This is a genomic window from Pseudomonas sp. BIC9C (assembly GCF_034541995.1).
Taxonomy (GTDB): Bacteria; Pseudomonadota; Gammaproteobacteria; order Pseudomonadales; family Pseudomonadaceae; genus Aquipseudomonas; species Aquipseudomonas fluorescens_CC.
Window position 1 is genome coordinate 221,214 of the sequence record NZ_JAWDGM010000004.1, and the last position, 17,032, is coordinate 238,245.

At 60.3% G+C, this 17,032-nt stretch carries 14 protein-coding genes and 3 pseudogenes; 6 read left to right on the top strand and 11 right to left on the bottom strand.

From position 1 onward, the window contains the following. The first annotated feature begins 248 nt into the window (after nucleotides 1-248). A complete protein-coding gene (locus tag RS887_RS18835; protein ID WP_322616524.1) occupies nucleotides 249-875 on the top strand; it encodes a TetR/AcrR family transcriptional regulator in 627 nt (208 codons plus the stop codon). Then, on the top strand, nucleotides 868-1,389 hold the full coding sequence (mug, locus tag RS887_RS18840) for a G/U mismatch-specific DNA glycosylase (RefSeq protein ID WP_322616525.1): 522 nt from the start codon (nucleotides 868-870) through the stop codon (nucleotides 1,387-1,389). The genes RS887_RS18835 and mug overlap by 8 nt, the downstream gene beginning before the upstream one ends. A 152-nt stretch (nucleotides 1,390-1,541) precedes the next feature. Here mug and RS887_RS18845 read toward each other — a convergent pair whose 3' ends face one another. Together RS887_RS18845 and RS887_RS18850 are read right to left on the bottom strand one after the other, a co-directional pair. Beyond that, nucleotides 1,542-2,624, bottom strand: coding sequence for a sterol desaturase family protein (locus RS887_RS18845; protein ID WP_322616526.1), 1,083 nt, complete (start codon nucleotides 2,622-2,624; stop codon nucleotides 1,542-1,544). 77 nt (nucleotides 2,625-2,701) lie between these two features. After that, nucleotides 2,702-3,365 (bottom strand): annotated as a pseudogene (locus tag RS887_RS18850) (hypothetical protein). A gap of 151 nt (nucleotides 3,366-3,516) precedes the next feature. Here RS887_RS18850 and RS887_RS18855 point away from each other — a divergent pair. Together RS887_RS18855 and RS887_RS18860 are read left to right on the top strand one after the other, a co-directional pair. Beyond that, complete coding sequence (locus tag RS887_RS18855) at nucleotides 3,517-3,888, top strand: DUF3302 domain-containing protein (protein ID WP_322616527.1); 372 nt, start codon at nucleotides 3,517-3,519, stop codon at nucleotides 3,886-3,888. Nucleotides 3,889-3,891: 3 nt separating this feature from the next. Next, nucleotides 3,892-4,850 (top strand): annotated as a pseudogene (locus tag RS887_RS18860) (HlyD family secretion protein). Between the two features lie 615 nt (nucleotides 4,851-5,465). Here the strand turns inward: RS887_RS18860 and RS887_RS18865 are convergent. After that, nucleotides 5,466-5,858, bottom strand: a complete 393-nt coding sequence (locus tag RS887_RS18865) for a MerR family transcriptional regulator (RefSeq protein ID WP_322616528.1) — start codon at nucleotides 5,856-5,858, stop codon at nucleotides 5,466-5,468. Nucleotides 5,859-5,932: 74 nt separating this feature from the next. On the opposite strand from RS887_RS18865, the gene RS887_RS18870 reads away from it, so the two are divergent. Both RS887_RS18870 and RS887_RS18875 read left to right on the top strand, forming a co-directional pair. Continuing rightward, nucleotides 5,933-7,000 carry an SDR family oxidoreductase gene (locus RS887_RS18870; protein WP_322616529.1) on the top strand — a complete coding sequence of 356 codons (1,068 nt, stop codon included), beginning with the start codon at nucleotides 5,933-5,935 and terminating at the stop codon, nucleotides 6,998-7,000. A gap of 178 nt (nucleotides 7,001-7,178) precedes the next feature. Next, nucleotides 7,179-8,078 carry a DMT family transporter gene (locus RS887_RS18875; RefSeq protein WP_322616530.1) on the top strand — a complete coding sequence of 300 codons (900 nt, stop codon included), beginning with the start codon at nucleotides 7,179-7,181 and terminating at the stop codon, nucleotides 8,076-8,078. Nucleotides 8,079-8,306: 228 nt separating this feature from the next. Here RS887_RS18875 and RS887_RS18880 read toward each other — a convergent pair whose 3' ends face one another. The 8 genes and pseudogenes from RS887_RS18880 to RS887_RS18915 form a co-directional block, all read right to left on the bottom strand. Beyond that, nucleotides 8,307-9,680 (bottom strand): IS1182 family transposase, encoded by a 1,374-nt coding sequence (locus RS887_RS18880; protein ID WP_322616531.1) that lies wholly within the window; start codon nucleotides 9,678-9,680, stop codon nucleotides 8,307-8,309. 246 nt (nucleotides 9,681-9,926) lie between these two features. After that, nucleotides 9,927-11,405 (bottom strand): aldehyde dehydrogenase family protein, encoded by a 1,479-nt coding sequence (locus tag RS887_RS18885; protein WP_322616820.1) that lies wholly within the window; start codon nucleotides 11,403-11,405, stop codon nucleotides 9,927-9,929. A 336-nt stretch (nucleotides 11,406-11,741) separates the two neighbouring features. Beyond that, nucleotides 11,742-12,179, bottom strand: a pseudogene (locus tag RS887_RS18890) (NTP transferase domain-containing protein); the annotation flags it as partial. Between the two features lie 27 nt (nucleotides 12,180-12,206). After that, nucleotides 12,207-13,715, bottom strand: coding sequence for an aldehyde dehydrogenase family protein (locus tag RS887_RS18895; RefSeq protein ID WP_322616532.1), 1,509 nt, complete (start codon nucleotides 13,713-13,715; stop codon nucleotides 12,207-12,209). Then, nucleotides 13,702-14,769 (bottom strand): aminoglycoside phosphotransferase family protein, encoded by a 1,068-nt coding sequence (locus RS887_RS18900; protein ID WP_322616533.1) that lies wholly within the window; start codon nucleotides 14,767-14,769, stop codon nucleotides 13,702-13,704. The genes RS887_RS18895 and RS887_RS18900 overlap by 14 nt, the downstream gene beginning before the upstream one ends. 5 nt (nucleotides 14,770-14,774) lie before the next feature. Continuing rightward, nucleotides 14,775-15,119, bottom strand: coding sequence for a cupin domain-containing protein (locus RS887_RS18905; protein ID WP_111288867.1), 345 nt, complete (start codon nucleotides 15,117-15,119; stop codon nucleotides 14,775-14,777). A gap of 266 nt (nucleotides 15,120-15,385) precedes the next feature. Continuing rightward, nucleotides 15,386-15,754, bottom strand: a complete 369-nt coding sequence (locus RS887_RS18910) for a cupin domain-containing protein (protein WP_322616534.1) — start codon at nucleotides 15,752-15,754, stop codon at nucleotides 15,386-15,388. Continuing rightward, complete coding sequence (locus RS887_RS18915) at nucleotides 15,747-17,030, bottom strand: glycosyltransferase (RefSeq protein WP_322616535.1); 1,284 nt, start codon at nucleotides 17,028-17,030, stop codon at nucleotides 15,747-15,749. Before RS887_RS18915 ends, RS887_RS18910 begins: the two co-directional genes overlap by 8 nt. Between the last annotated feature and the right edge of the window lie 2 nt (nucleotides 17,031-17,032).

The following is a 17,032-nucleotide window of genomic DNA, read 5'->3' on the forward strand; positions in this document are numbered from 1 at the left end:
CTTTAGCCGAGTAATCGGACCCGCGTCGGCAACAAGCGCCAGCGGCCCGGATGTCAATAAATGCTGGAAACAAGCAAGCCCGTGCGCAGTCGGGAGGATCGCTCCCACCGCGTCGGTTTCGTCGCCGCAACACTCAGTTCGCGCTCGGCTACAACAAACCCTGGATCAAGGAATTTCTGATTCCTTAATTTTGTGCGATGGTGTAAGAATATCTCTCGACCCACCTTCTCACAAGGATTTTGTACGACATGGCACAAAATAAAACGACAGAAGGCAAAGGCCGTGGCCGCCCCCGGGCATACGACCCGCAGACAGCGTTGCAGCAAGCACTCGGTGTGTTCTGGAACACCGGCTATTCCGGCGCGTCGCTCGATAGCATCGCCACCGCCGCCGGCATGAATCGCCCCAGCCTCTATGCGGCATTCGGCGACAAGCACGCGCTCTATATCAAAGCGCTGGAGCAATATTGGGAGTTTGCCGCAGCGTCCATGCACGAGGCGCTGACGGACCTGGAGCTGCCGTTGACCGAGGCCTTGCAGCGCTTCTATGAGGGGCAGCTATCGATTTACTTCTCGGGCGACGGCCAGCCCCGCGGCTGCTTTGCCATCGGCACGGCAACCACCGAAGCCGTCGAGGACCCGGAGATTCGCGAAGTGCTGTCCGACCGCTTGAGCCGGCTGGATGCCGATCTGGAAGTTCGCCTGCAAGCGGCGAAAAATGCGGGCGAGTTGAAAGGCGATGCCGACCCGGCGGCCCTTGCCGTGCTCGCCTCGTCTCTGCTGCACAGCATTTCGATACGCGCCCGGGCCGGTAAATCCCGAACCGAGCTGACGGCGCTGGCACGCCAGGCGATCAGAGTGATCTGCGGTGAGTGAAAAACTCGAAGATATCCTCGCCGGGCAGCTGGCCGTGATCTTCTGCGGCATCAACCCCGGAATGACTGCCGCCGCCCAGGGGCATCATTTTGCGGGGCGCGGCAATCGCTTCTGGCGCACGCTGCATCTCGCCGGGTTTACCCCCGAGCAAGTGCGACCGGAAAACGATCGGACGATCTTGAGCTACCAATGCGGCTTGACCGCAGTGGTCGAACGGCCGACGGCCAGTGCGGATCAGTTGTCGTTGCACGAGTTCACCGCCGCCGCAGCAGACTTCGAACAGAAAATCGCACGCCATGCGCCGCGTTTCGTGGCGTTTCTGGGCAAGGCGGCGTATTGCGCGCTGTCCGGTGAGCGGGACATTGCCTGGGGCCTGCAACCGAAAACCTTCGGCAACGCTTCGGTCTGGGTCCTGCCCAACCCCAGCGGGAGAAATCGAGGGTTCAGCCTTGAGCAACTGGTCACGGCGTACCGCGAACTGCGCCTGGCCGTCGACGAAAACCGGCGGGGGTAATCACCCCGGTGGAATCGTCGCGAGCACACCGATCAGGATGGTCAACACCAGGAAACCGCCGAGAAAAATCGTCATCTTGGCCATATGGCCTCCCACACTATGAATTGGCGGTACAGGGGCGTCTTGCGCTGCCCCAACGGCGTACCGAAGACTTATTGTGGGCTGGCGGCTGTATCCGTTACAGAGGCAGATCGCCCTGAAAAATACGGATCAGATCGTCTTTCAGGTTGTACTTTCGGGTGTTTTGCAGGGAAGAGTTTGCGGGCGATGTCCACAAAGGGCGTGACGATCAAACCCTGCATCGTCAGGTAACGCTCGTGATCCTGTTCACCGGTGCCGAAGTGAATGGGCTCGGGTCTGGACTGCGTGACGTAGAGCGTGCCGAACATCCAGTCCCACAGCGACAGATTGATACCGAAGTTCTTGTTGAAGTGGCGCGGCGCATCACTGTGATGAATCTGGTGTTGCGCCGGGCTGCTCAGCACCCGCTCAAGCACCGGCCCGAAGGACAGCCAGACGTGGCTGTGTCGCAGGTTGGCCGCCAGGCTATTGAAAATGAACACCATGTAGGTCACGCCAAATAGCGTATAGCGGCTGATCTCCCCGCCGCAGGCGTACCAGAACACACCGGCAAACGCGCTTACACAGACGATGTCGGTGAGCTTTTCCACCACTTCTTCCAGAAAGTGCACCCGACTGGCCGTCGCCGGCACCAGCACGGGCGCCGAATGATGGACTTTGTGGAAGGCCCACAGATAGCGCGAATGAAAAGCGCGATGGCCCCAGTAGTGGCTGAAATCCTTGACCAGAAATACGCCCAGCCCATAGAGCAGGGTCAGCGCCAGGTTTTCCTCCACTTGCGTGCGCGCGCCCCACAGGTTGGTGAAGAACGCGATGTAGTCCGCTGAACGCAAGACATACGGATCGACCAGGCCGACGATCGGCAGCACCAAGGCCACCTTGAGGATGGCGAATACAAAGTAGTAGCGGTAGTCGAGCAGCGCCGAGCGATGCAGATACACCCGGCAGCCGCCAATGAACTGCCAGAATGAGCGCGCGTCGGTCAAGCCCCGGGATTTGCGCAAGCGAAACAGGCCATAAGCGACGCCGTAAGACATGCAGAGAAAGGATAGACCGAGCCGACCGTTGAAGTCGAAAATGCCCAGGAACTGCCCGGTGACCGGTTCGATCACCCACTTGAGTAAATAAAGATGGCTCGCGGCAAGAACATCCATACCAGGCTGCCCGACGTAAATGGAAGGGCAAGTGTAAATGAGAACGAGTCTTTAGTGTGTTGAATTATCCCCTGTCGTTATCCACCCAGCGCAATGATTGCAAGGATCAGCACCGCCCCCGTGGCGGCCATGATCACCCCACCCTGCCACTGCGTGGCGCCCGCGTATCTGGCGAGCATCCAGCCTGCGATGAACAGCACCACAAGTCCGATCAGGTTGGACAGGCGGATGGCGAGTGCAGTCTGGTCAAGCAGTATGAACGGCACCACCAGCGGAAATGTCGAGCACACCACCAACAGGAAAACACCCAGAGCACCCTTGAAGTCGTTCCAGCCGAGACCGGCCCTGGTCGGCAAGGGGGGCTGTTCGAGCAGCCGACGGCGCAACAGTTCCAGGCCCTCGCCGCCGGCCGCCGCCGCGAATTGCAACGGCAACACTTGCGCAACGAGCGCCTGACCGGCCGCGGCGTCCGTGCCATTGCGCAAGGTCGAGGTACAGCTTGATCCGGCGCGTGCGCTCGACCAGTGCGCGCAACAGGTACATGACCGCATCGGCCAGTCCCCAGGCGAGATTGCATCCGAGCGCGGCAATCATCATCGTGCGTTCGGCCGCCTGGTCTGCCGTGGACACGCTGATGGTACCGGTGAACGTCATGGCCATCAGCAGGCCGAAGATCACCTCGGTAATGCGCTCGACAGGGTCAAGCACAGGCGCCCTGTCGAATTGACCCTTGGTTTGCATGAATTCACCTCGCCAGGATGTGCCGGCACGATAGCGGTCAACGCTTCGGCCAGGCACCGGTTGCTCATGCTGGATATCCGCGTCCCCGTCAAGTGTAGTTTGAACGGCTACACTCATGCGGACACGTCACCTGCTGTAAAAGGAGTGATTCATGCTTGATTACTTCGCACTGGGCATACTGATATTTGTCGGGCTCGTCTTGTTCTACGGGATCATCGTGCTCCATGACATCCCCTATGAAATTTCCGTTCACCGCAACCACCCGCACCAGGATGCGATCCACGCCACCGGCTGGGTCAGCCTGTTCACCTTGCATGCGCTCTGGCCGTTCCTGTGGATCTGGGCGATGGCCTATCGAGAGGACCGGGGCTGGGGTTTCAGTGACGGACACTCAGCCAAAAGCCATGTGGTGCACCTCGAACAACAGGTCGCCGAACTGCAAGGGCGGATCGAGCGCCTCGAGGCGGCAACGGGCACGGCACAGAGCAGGCTGCCAACGGACAATCACGGCGAGGGCCTCTGAGCCATGGATCTTTTACTCATTCTGACGTATGCCGCACTCTGCGTTGCCATCTTCAAGATCTTCCGCATCCCCCTGAACAAATGGACGGTGCCCACAGCGGTACTGGGCGGGATCGTGATCATCGGCGCGCTGATTTTCACCATGAACTACAACCACCCCTACCCGAGGTGGCGCGTACCTATTTCGTATCGGTTCCGGTCATACCCGTGGTCAGCGGCCAGGTGATCGACGTGCCGGTGAAATCCAACCAGCCCCTGGAAAAAGGCGATGTGCTGTTTACCATCGATCCCGCGCCTTTCGAATACCGGGTCAGATCCCTCAAGGCGCAACTGATTGCCGCCCAGGCCGATCGCGCCCGTATCACCGAGCTGATCAAGCGCAATTTCAGTACCCAACGGGAACTGGACATTGTGGTCTCTCGCAGTGATGACCTGAAGGCACAACTGGACAACGCGCAATACGAACTCGACAACACCACGGTCCGTGCGCCGAGCAAAGGCTTCGTCACCCATGTTTCGCTGCGTCCGGGCATGATGGCGACCAAGTTGCCGCTGCGCCCTTCGATGGTCTTCATTCCTGACGAAGGGCATTACTTCGCCGCATGGATGCGCCAGAACAGCCTGTTGCGCCTGACCGAGGGCGACGAGGCCGAAGTCGCCTTTGACGGCATTCCCGGGAGAGTATTCGAAGGCAAGGTCAAAACCGTGGTTTCGGTCATCGCCGAAGGCCAGGTTCAACCTTCGGGCACGCTGATCGGCTTCACCGGTTCACCACCGGCCGGCCGGGTCCCGGTGATCATTGAAATCACCGACCCCGACTATGCCCAGTACAGCAGCCAGATGCCCGGCGGGGCCTACGGCCAGGCGGCGTTGTACAGCCAGCATTTCCATCACATCGCGATGATGCGCAAGATCCTTCTGCGCATGGCCGCATGGATGAACTACATCTTTCCGTTCCACTAACCCGGCAGCGCCGGCAGCTGGCTCAATCCTTGAATTGGGTCAGTTGCCGGCTCAGCGAACCGGCCTGATCGCGCAATTGCAGCGACTGGTCGAGCAGGCTGAGGGTCAGAGTGAGAAGGTCAAACAGTGAGTCGCACCATTGTGGTACTGGAAGAATCGACGAGGAGGAGCGAAGCAGCGAGGGTCGGCGCTAAATAATCCAATACAGCAGCAGGCGAGAAGCAATCCAGTGAGATGCCTGGATCACCCCCCATGCCAGCAGGGCACACACCAACAAATAGCCCGCAAGGAACTTGAACATCGCGTCCCTTTCCATGCAACCCTCCCGGCTTTACAGCCATACAGGGCGTTCAATGCCAACGCGTAACCATTACGACGTTGGTCTCGCCCGTAAAGGCTTCGATTGCCAGAAGGGTTTGCAGTTCCATAGGCTGGGTATTTGCACAGACTTGCCCCCCCCCCCCATTTGCATTCGACCTGACCAGTCATTTGCGTCGGATTTGACCATCACGCTTCGTGACCATGACCGGCAGAGAACGACCGATTTCTGCCCATCGTGACAGGAAGAAATCGGCCAAGAATGGTCACCGGGATGCGCCGGGAAAACGTGTTGGTTTAATGGGTGGAAGAGTTGCTCAGCTGCTGAAGCTCAAGTTGCTTGGCAGCACTGGCTTCGAGGGTTGCACGCTCTTCATCCAGATACCGATAAATGCTTTGGAGGTTGGCAATTTTCTGTTTAATTTCTGCCATCTTCTTTTCAATCAGCTTCGCGCCGTCAGCACAATCGATCAGCTTGTTCCGCTGCGCATCCAGAATCTCGCCTATTTCCCCCAGGGAAAACCCCATGCTTTGCGCGCGCTGGATAAAGTCCAGATCCTGCAGAGTTTGCTCGGTGTAAACGCGATAGTTGTTGGTTTGCCGCAGCGGTGAGATCAGGCCGATTTGCTCGTAGTAACGCAGCGTATGGCGGCTGGCGCCGCTGCGGGCCTCAAGTTCGCCGATTTTCATGAAAACACCGCTTGACTATAGAGTTGGGTCTATAGTTTACGCTTGATTTCTCACCTTAAACAAGGAGCAGGGAAATGAGCGTGGAGTGCTTTGTCACGGGGGGTACCGGCTTCATCGGTCAACATTTGGTGGCGTACCTGAGTGCAAAAGGTCACATCATTCGGGTGTTGATGCGTCGCCCGGAGCGACTAGCTGCACTGCGGGAGCAAGTCGACAATTTGGGAGGGTGCGCAACCCGGGTATTTGCCGTAGCTGGCGATCTGGAACGGGAGAACCTCGGGCTGAGTCCTGCTGACCGAGAAGTGCTAAGGCACGCCAGAGTCATATTCCACCTGGGCGCCCACTTCGCATGGGGGCTTTCAGTGGAGCATTCCCGTGCGGTGAATGTGGAAGGGGCGAAGCGCGTGGCGCTGTTGGCGGCTGAGCAAAAATGCCGGTTAGTGATGATCGGCGGCTACATGCTGAAAAATCATGAACATTTGCAACGCATCGGAATTGATCCTCGTCATCCCGAGCTGACGAATTGGCCTGCCGTCTACCGACACGTCGGTGGTTACGAGGGGAGCAAGCTGGAGGCGCATTTTGCGACCCTGGAGGTCATGTCTGCCAAGGGCGGGGAGATTACCGTTGTCCACCCTGCGACGGTTTGCGGCCACAGCCGCACGGGGCATATCCTTGACGGTCAGCCGCTGGTGGAGCTGATACGCAACCTTGCGCAGAGAAAGCTGACTGCAGTGCCCGGTACCGCCGAGCACTGGCTGCCGCTGGTCACCGTGGATTACCTGGTTGAGCTGGTGGCGGTTTGTGCTTTTGATCCTGCCATGGCGGGCCAGGAACTGCTGGCGCTTGATGACCAAACTCCCAACTTGCGAGAACTCCTGGTACAGGTGGCACAACCTTTGGGCTTAAAGTCTCCCAAACATTACATTCCACTCCGATTGCTGAAGTTGCTACTGAGTATTCCTCCCGTCGCGTGGTTTTTGAATACAAAACCCGAAGCCTTGGACTTTATCCAGACCACTCGTTTTAATACAGCGGCGGCCGAGCAATTTGCCTACAGGCATGGAATAGCCAAACCGGATATACGTCAGTCTTTGCAGCACACTGCAACGTTCGTCAACTCATACATAGCAAAGGGCTAGGTCCTCTGACTTCGCCCTTGTCGACGACAAGAAGGCGCATAGCATCCTACTGGCCGATCCAGCGCTTATGCCACAATAAATACTGGGGTTGGCGGGATCTTCGTATCCTCAAATTTTGCACCGTCGATGTAGGGCGGCATTCTATCGAACGACAATTCAGCGACAGGGATCGTCATCAATGCAATCTACTTTCAGCAAAGGCGTCATATTTGCACTTTCCGCTGCGGCACTGAACGCAACGATCGGTGTACTCAGCAAAGTACTCATGAGTAATGGTTTCACCGCTAGCAGTGTCGCTGTCATCAAGACCGTACTGGGTTGCGTGCTTCTCTCGATCTTACTGTTTTTCCTCAAGCGCCCGGCGGCGTCGACCAAATGGACTCAGGCGGCTATCTGCGCATTCCTTGGCATCTTTGTCCTCTTCCATTTCGAAACGTCCGCCTATCGACACTACGCTGCGGCAGGTGTGGTGGTGGTCCTGATGGCCAGTGCCTCAATTTCCTCGATCATTCTGGGGCGCATTTTCCTCAAGGATGCCATCACCGCGAACGCTACCGTTGGCGCCGCACTGGCTATCGCTGGGATCTCGGTGATCTTCGGCGGCGACCTGCAGCAGGGCTTTACCCTGCAAGGTGCTGCGCTCGCCTCCATGGCCGGCTGCGGCTATGGGGCCTTTTCGGTTGCCATGAAACGTATGGGTGTGTCGGGGGGGCTGCACTTCACCCGACAATTGTTGTTCTTTGGCAGCCTGTACCTGCTGATGCCGGCTGCGGCCGATGGTTTCGCGATGGGCGAGCTGTCGCCGCTGGCAATCGCCGCGCTGCTGGCGTTGGCCACGCTGCCGACAATCCTGGGCTTCTTCTGCACCACCAAGGCCATCGAGTATCTCAAGCCATCCCAAGTGCAAGCGTTGGAGCTGACCGAGCCACTGTTCGCCGCGCTGCTGGCGTTTTTGGCGCTCAATGAAGTACCGCGTGAAAGTCTGTACGCGGGAGCGGCACTGATCATTGCCGGCCTGTGCTTCTCCAATGAACTCATCCGCTTGGGCAGCAAAGCATCCGTCCCTTCGACCGAGTGAGTTATTTTCGGAGCCTGATTACTTTAGCAATCAGTGGTTTTTAAAGGCGGCGATTGACCGCTTCTGGCCGATTGTGTTGAAAAAGTCGGATTTTCAGCTCGCCTGAACTCAGGCTCGGCCACCTCTGGAGAACCTATTCACCACGTTGCGTGGTTTTTCGGCCCTTCGTTAACCTTTACTGCTCGGTTATTGGGTTAATTTGAGGTTTTTTGCTTCGTGCAGACGCACCTATCCCGTAGCAGGTGGCCCTTGAGAGGTAAATTTGGCCAGCCGTCGCAGGTTCTGCACCGCGGCGGCCAGCGTGAACTCATCGGACGCGCCACTCATACCACGTAGGCGCAAGCGATCCAGTTTCAGGATGCGCTTGAGGTGGGCAAACAACATTTCGACCTTCTTACGTTCGTGGCGAGAGCGCTGATACGCCGGCGTCGCTGCGATGCGTCGAGCCACATCACGCGCGGCTTCATGGACGCTGCGGACGATCTTGCGAATCGAAGTGTTCGGGCAGCACTTGGCTTTCATCGGACAGGCAACGCAGTCGGTCTGCCGGGATCGGAAGATGATGGTGTTGGCTTTGGTGACGTGCGAACGCTCGTTCTTGAAGGCTCGCCATTCGCTGCGCAATACGTTGCCGGCCGGGCAGCGGTATTCCTCAGCCTCTTCATTCCAGTGGAAATCGTTACTCGAAAAGCTGTCGTTCTTGCGCTCAGTTTTGTCCCACACTGGCACATGCGGTTCGATGTCTTTGTCCTCCACCATCCAGGCCAGCATCGGCGCTGTGCCGTAAGCGGTGTCGCCGATGAGGCGTTCCGGTTTGATGTCGAACTGCGCTTCAACCCGATCGATCATCGTCTTGGTGCTCTCGACTTCTGCGGTGCGATGAGCCGGTGTGGGTTCCACATCCATGATCACGCCGTGCTCGGTATCGATCAGATAATTCGTGGAGTAAGCGTAGAACGCTGGGCCGCCTGGAGCCGCGGTCCAGCGAGCCTGAGGATCCGTCAGCGACAGGCGCTTCGGTAGCGTTTCGGCCAAAGCCTCTTCATCGAGGCCTTCAAGGTACTCACGCACGGCGCGGGTGCTCAGGGCCGGATCGCTCCAGTTGATCGGTTCATCACCCGGTACGCCGCGCTGCCGACTCGCATCCGCTTTGATGATGCTGGCGTCCACGGCAAAGCCTTCGCCTTTAACCAGACCTGCGTCCATGCAGCGACGCAGCACTTCATTGAACAACCAGCGAAACAGCTCACTGTCCCGAAAGCGGCCGTGTCGATTTTTGGAAAAGGTCGAGTGGTTGGGGACTTCATCGTCAAGGTTCAACCGGCAGAACCAGCGATACGCCAAGTTCAAATGGGCCTCTTCGCACAACCGCCGCTCGGAGCGAATGCCGTAGCAATAGCCCACGATCAGCATGCGGATCATCAGTTCAGGATCAATCGACGGACGCCCAATCGGGCTATAGAAATCGGCGAGGTAATGGCGCAGGTCGTTCAGATCAAGACACCGATCAATGCTGCGCAGAAGGTGATTGGCGGGAATGTGATCTTCAAGGTTGAACGAGTAAAACAGCCGCTCCTGCCCACTCGATAACTGTCCCATCATGCTGCGTGCTTCCCTGCTGGCCAATGCAGAGATTTTGCCGCAGGCCAGACAGGGGAGCTACTTTTTCAACAGAATCGGCCGTTCTCTGCCGATCATGATGACAAGGCACGCTGATCAAATCCGATGCAATCGGTGCTCAGGTCGAATGCAAACAAGTAATCAATTCGATGCAATTACACACATAGGACACAGATCGGGAGAAAACGACCTGCCCCTGTCCCGAGGCAGGCCGCTCTTGCGTTCACTTCACTTCAGATACCACCCCCAGGGTTCGCCGCTATAGCGGGTGATCTGCTTGGTTTCCAGATAATTGTTGTAGCCCCACTCGCCCAGTTCGCGACCGATGCCGCTTTGCTTGTAGCCGCCCCATGGCCCTTCGACGAAGGTCGGCTGCGAGCAGTTGACCCAGACAATGCCCGCGCGAAAACCGCGAGCGACCCGTTCGCAGCGCGGGATATCCCGGGACATGACCGCTGCCGCCAGGCCGAACGGCGAGTCATTGGCCAGGCGCAGCGCTTCGGCTTCCGTGTCGAAGGCGCGCAGGCACACCACCGGGCCGAAAATCTCCTCGCGCCACACCGCGCTGTCCTCAGGGACATCGGCGAAAATCGCCGGCGTCAGGTAATAACCCTTTTCCAGATTACCCGGCCGCACACCGCCCGAAACCAGTCGTGCACCCTCGGCCTGGCCGGCTGCAATCGCCGCCAGCACCTTGTCCAGTTGGCCCTGGCTGACCAGCGGCCCGAGCTTCACCCCTTCCTCGAAGCCCTGGCCGATCTGAATCTGCTCGGTGGCGGCAATCAAGCGCTCCAGCAGCGCCGGGTACAACCCGCGTTCCACCAGCACCCGCGAAGTGGCTGAGCAGACCTGGCCCTGGTTCCAGAAGATCCCGAACAGAATCCATTCCACCGCGGCTTCAAGGTCACTGTCGGCAAAGATCACGAAGGGTGATTTGCCGCCCAGTTCCAGGCTGATGTTTTTGATCTCGCTGGCGGCGGCCTGCATGATCTTGCGTCCGGTCGGCACGCTGCCGGTGAAGGCGATCTTGTCGACGTCCGGGTGTTCGGCCAACGGCGCTCCCGCCTTGTGCCCAAGGCCCGTGACCACATTCAGCACCCCGGCCGGCAACCCGGCCTTGTCGGCAATACCCGCCAGTTCAAGGGCCGTCAGCGGCGTCAGTTCGGAAGGCTTGAGCACCAGGGTGCAACCCGCTGCGAGTGCCGGGGCGACTTTCCACGCGGCCATCAACATCGGGAAATTCCACGGGATGATCGCCGCGACCACACCGACCGGTTCCTTGATCACCGATGAACTGAAACGCTCATCCGGCACCTCGATCGACTGTTCATTGTAGTGATCCGACTGCTCGGCCAGCCCGGCATAGAAGTCGAAGCAACCGGCGGTGTCGGCGATGTCCCACAACGCTTCGGGCAGCGGCTTGCCGTTGTCGCGCACTTCGATGGCGGCCAGTTCGTCCTGACGGTTGCGAATACCCTCGGCGATCCGCCGCAATACCTGCGCCCGTTGCGCACCGGACCAGCGTGGCCAGTCTCCTTCATCAAACGCTGAACGCGCGGCGTCAACCGCCCGGTCGATGTCCTCGAACGTGGCGGCAGCGACCCGCGCCAGAACCGACTCATCACTCGGATCGAGGGTATCGAAAACACCGCGATGAACCGGAGCGACCCACTGGCCGCCGATGTACAGCCGTTGATAGTCACCCATTGGACACTCCTTGATCCTGCGGCGCCGACGCTGCTGATACAGCTGCTCGGCAACCTGCAATTGCTCGCGATCATTGACCCCGAGCACATCGATTTCATCCACTTCCACGGCGGTCACCGCCAGCCCCGCCTCGTTGGCCACCGCCACCGCATCGGTGAGGTAGTACTCGCCCTGGGCATTGTGGTTGCCGATGCGCTCCAGCAGCCACAGGCAGGTATCGGCGCGCAGGCCCATGACCCCGCCATTGCAGAAGTTGATGTCCAGTTCCTGCGGACTGGCGTCCCTGGCTTCGCGGATCGCCAGCAAACGCCCGTCCTTGACCAGCAATCGCCCATAAGGTCCCGGCTGCTGAGTGTGGAAACCCGCCACCGCCACCGCTGCGCCGTCGATCAGCGCCCGACGCAAACGGCTCAAGGTCTGCGCGGTGATCAAGGGCGAATCGCCGAATAGCACCAGCACACAACCTTGCTCATGAGCCTGCAACGCAGGCCGGGCCGCGAGCACCGCATGGGCCGTGCCCAGTTGCTCATGCTGGGTATACACCTGCGCCGTCGGTGCCACCTGTTGCAGGTACTCAGTCACCTGCCCGCCACCAGCGCCCACGACCACCGCCCGTTGCTCGATACCCGCCGCCTGCACCGCCGCCAGCACATGGCCGAGCAACGGTCGATTGCCCACCGGGTGCAAAACCTTGGGCAGCGGTGAACCCATGCGCGTGCCCTGCCCGGCCGCCAGAATCACCGCCAACGTCGGCCACCCCTTGTCGTCGCTCATCGCGATCCTCCTGTGTGCATCGCGGCTTCAGGCCGGATCGCGATAGAACACGTCGTCGGCGTACGGGTACCACCAGTCCTGAATCTTCGGCTGATGATCGATGATGACCATTTTCGAGCGGCGGAACGCTTCCAGCCCCTGACGCCCGAGTTCGCGCCCAAGGCCGGACATTTTCCAGCCACCGAACGGCAGCGCATCGTTGTCGATCAGCGGATTGTTGACCCAGACCATCCCCGCTTCCAGACGCTCGGCAGCCTCCATGGCTTCGGCCAGGTCCGTGGAAAACAGCGAGGCGCCGAGGCCGAACGGCGAGTCGTTGGCCAACCGCAGCGCTTCATCGAAGTCGCTGACGCGGCAGATCGCCGCCACCGGGCCAAAGCATTCTTCCTGAAGAATCGCCATGTCGCCGGTCACCCCGGTGAGGATGGTCGGCTCATAGAACCAGCCGACGCTGTGCCCGGGTGGAATCCGTCCGCCACAGACCACTTTCGCACCCTTGGCCACGGCGTCATCGACCAGGCGCATGACTTTATTGCGTGCCGCTTCGCTGACCATCGGTCCGATCTCCGAGCGTTCCAGGCCATGGCCGATGCGCAAGGCACGGGTGCGTTCAGCGAATTTCGCGACAAACTCGTCATGGACCTCGTCAACGACATAGAAGCGCTCGGCCGACGTGCAGATCTGCCCGCTGAGGTGGAACGCAGCCGTCACCGCACCCGCCGCCGCGACATCCAGCGGCGCATGCCTGGAGATAATCAACGGATCGCTGCCGCCGGCCTCGATCACGCAAGGTTTCATCCGTTCGGCACAGGCCACGGCAACCGCTTTGCCTGCCGCCACGCTGCCGGTGAACGCCACCGCGTGGGTCTGCGCCGACTGCACCAACAACTGCGCCGTCACAGCATCGCCCGGCACACAAGACACCAGCCCGGGAAGCAAGGCGGTGAAATGCTCCATGAACTTGAGGGTGCACAGGGTCGTGGCTTCCGCCGGCTTGATGATGCAGGCATTGCCCGCCGCCAGCGAGGCAGCGACCGTCCAGCACATCAGCAGGATCGGAAAGTTGAACGGCATGATGTGCACGCTGACGCCATACGGCTCATAGCGCACGTGCTGGAAGGAACCGATCTGCGTGGTGCCGGCGACCTTGCCGGCATCGTCCCGGGCCATTTCCGCGTAGTAGCGAAAGATCGGCGCGCAGTTGGCCAGCTCGCCCATGGCCTCGGGAAACGGCTTGCCCATTTCCAGGGTCATCAGGCGCGCCACTTCCCGGTTGCAGGCCAGGTTCTGCTCGATGGCGTTGGCCAGTTGATGCAGGCGCGCGGCGCGGCTTTTGGCATCCACTACGCGCCATTGTTTTTGCGCGGCGGTGGCGGCATCGATGGCGGATTGCACATCGGCGTCGCCACACACGCCGACTTGCCCGACCGCTTGCAGGGTCGCCGGATCGAGCACTTCGCGCACGCGACCATCGGTCAACGGCAGGAACTGGGGATTGATGAAGCGCAAGGCAGAATCACAGTCAAACGTGGCCATGGGAGGATCCTTGAACCAATCGATAAGGGGTTTCACGCAATGTCGCCAGGGTCTCGGCGGGCAGTTCTTCACGCCAGCCCGGCACGTGCCGGTCAAGCCACTGACGCAGCGGTGCAAAGGCCTCGGCGCCCAGGGCGCGGACAAACAAACCCAGGGTACGCGGCAGGTGCGCCAGGTAACCGTGCTTGCCGTCACGGCCGGCCAGGCGCACGAAAATCCCCAGCACCTTGGCGTGACGCTGGGCGGCCAGACGCCGGTAGTCTTCAAGAAAACCCTGCGCATCCAGCTCCGGGCGCTGCAACAGGTAATGGCTGATCAGCGCCGACCGCAGCGCTTCGGGCACATCGCGCCGGGCGTCTTCGAGCAGCGACATCAGGTCATAGGCCGCCGCCCCGGCCAGGGCGTCCTGAAAATCCAGCAAGCCACAGGCCGCGACACCTTCACGGCCTTGCAGCAGCATCAGGTTGTCGACGTGAAAGTCGCGCAGCACCAGGGCCTCGCGGCGTTTTGCGACGTCGCGGCAGGCGGCGGCAAACAACGCCAGATACGACTCGCGCAAGTCTTGCGCCGCGTCTTTGCCAATCAGTAGCGGCACATACCAGTCGATGAACAGCGCGCACTCGTCCGCCAGCCGATGCTCGTCGTAAGGCGCCAGTTCCGCCGCTGGCGCTGCGCGATGCAACGCCACCAGTGTATCGACCGCCAGGTGATACAACGCCGACTCCGAATGCCCGGCCAACAGCAGCCGGGTGTAGGTGTCGTGACCGAAATCCTCGATCAGAGCCAGCCCCGCCGCCTCGTCAACATCCAGCAAGGCCGGCGCGGACAAGCCCAGCCCCTGCAACTGCCGGGCGATGCGGACAAACGGGCCGATGGGTTCGCTGTCAGGCGGCGAATCCATCAGCAACAGGCCTGCACCGTCCAGACGGAAGTAACGCCGGGTCGAAGCATCCGCCGGCAAGGCGACCAGCAAGGCCCCGGCAAAACCCGCGCGCGCCAGAAAGGCTGCACGCTGGTCCTCACGGGTTGGCAATGACGCCAGTGCATCTGTCATGGCAGTCACCGGATCATGTAGACCTTTTTGATGGTCTCGTGGACGGTGCACACGCCCTTCCAGTCCTTGCGGAAGAAAGCGGCGGTGTCTGGCTTGATCTCGATCACTTCGCCGGACTCGTGAACATAGGTGCAGCGGCCCTCGAGGAAGTGGCAGAACTCGTCGCTGGTGACGTGGCAGAACCACTTGCCCGGGGTGCAGATCCAGATGCCGCATTCGGACTGGCCTTCGGCGCCCTTGTGCAGCACCACGCCGCTGACGCGGGACTCACCTTCGAGCATGGTCGGGATCACGCCCCAGTCCTTGACGTCAGTGATGCTCAGCGGGTCGTACAGAAACGGGGTAGTCATGTGTTGCTCTCCAGGTTGTGTGTGTGTAGGAGCGAGCCTGCTCGCGATGGACGTCAACGATGACGCGCGCTGTCTTGATGACCGCGTTGTCCTGACGTTCCTCGCGAGCAAGCTCGCTCCTACATGGCGAATTCAGGCTTTGTGTAGGAGCGAGCTTGCTCGCGATGGACGTCAACGATGACGCGTGCTGCCTGGATGAACGCGTTGTCCTGACGTTCTTCGCCAGCAGGCTGGCTCCTACAGGGATTGCAGTGTTTCTCACAGGCTCAAGCCAACATGTACACGTTGCGCAGGGTTTCGCGGACGTCGCATTCACCCGTCCAGCCGGCCGGGAACAGCACCAGGGTGTTGGGGCGGATTTCGATCACTTCACCGTTGTCGTTGAAGTACGTCGCGTGCCCGGCGATGAAATGGCACAACTCGTCCCGGGGAATCGACAGCCGCCAGCGCCCGGGGGTGCAGACCCACAACCCGGTTTCCGGGCTGTTGTTCGGGCCCTTGAACAGCAAGCGGCCGCTGGAATGCGAAACCCCTTCGATGGCGTCGCTCTGCACGCCCCAGTCCACCAGGTCGGTGCGGCTGCTGACGGCTTCGAGGTACGGCGTGATACCCGCCGTGGTGGTTGAATCAGGCATCGTTAAGCACCTTGTCGAGAATCGCCGCCGCGTCTTGCGGCCCCTTGCGTGATTGCATCTGCGCGCTGGTGCGCTGCAAGCGTTGGCGCATCGCCTCGTCGTTGAGGCAGGCGTGGAGTTTTTCCGCGAGCTGTGCTTCGCTCCATTCGTAGCGATCGAGCTTGAAGCCGTGGCCGCTTTCCTCGGCGCGCATGGCGTTGTCGTGGCCGTCCCAGACGTAGGACATGACGATCGCCGGTTTGCCGAAGAACAGGCACTCGGTGAAGCTGTTGTTGCCGCCGTGGTGGATCACCGCGTCGACCTGGGCAATCACCGACGGCTGCGGGAACCAGTTGGAAATTTGCACGTTGTCCGGCAGGTCCGTGTACTCATCAAGGTGCTCGCCGACATTGAACAACGCCCGGTAAGGCAGCTTGCCCACCGCATCGATCAGGCGCTTGAGCAACTCGACATCGCCGGAACCGAGGCTGCCGAAACTGGCGTACAGCAGCGGCTTGTCGTTGTGGGCGCGAAATTGCGGAATCTCGTACGGCGTGTCGTAGCGCACGCAACCTTGCAGGTAATGAAAACGCTCGGCCGGCAGCGGATGGCGCCGGTCGAACTTGACCGCATCCGGGTACAGCAGCAGGTTCATGAACGGCGAGGCTTCAAAGAACGTGCCCAGCGGGTACGGCGCCTCACCGTGGGCCTTGAGGAACTGGTTGAAGTCCTCGTGAATCGGCCCGACCACTTCTTCGAAGCGCTGGCGGAATTGCGCGTGGCCCGCCTTGTCGTCGATGCTCATGCCCGACAGGTGCGGCGGAATATCCGGGTCTTCGATCTCGTTTTCCGAGCAGGAGATGATCCGCACCCACGGCTTGCCGTATTGCTTGATCGCCGGGAACAGGATCACGTTGTCGACGCAGATCAGGTCGGGCTTGACCTTGTCCAGCACCGCCGGCAGGTCCTTTTGCGCCCACTTGGCGGTTTCGACGATGGCCGCCCAGCATTCCTTGACGTAGTTGTCGATCTGCTCCAGGGGCGACTTGCGGAAATTCGGAATGTGGCCGTTGATGAAGTCGACCCAGTAGCGGGCCATCTCTTCGGCCGGCATCGGCGCCGACATGTTGACCATGTGCTCTTCGAAACCATAACCGGCGTAGACACCGCTCATGCCCGGGTCGGTCAGGAACACCGCCTTGTGCCCCAGGGCTTCGCACGCCTGGGCGATACCGACTGAGTTCAGCGCCGGGCCGTAGGCGGCTTCCGGAAAGAATGCGATCACTTTCTGTTTCATCG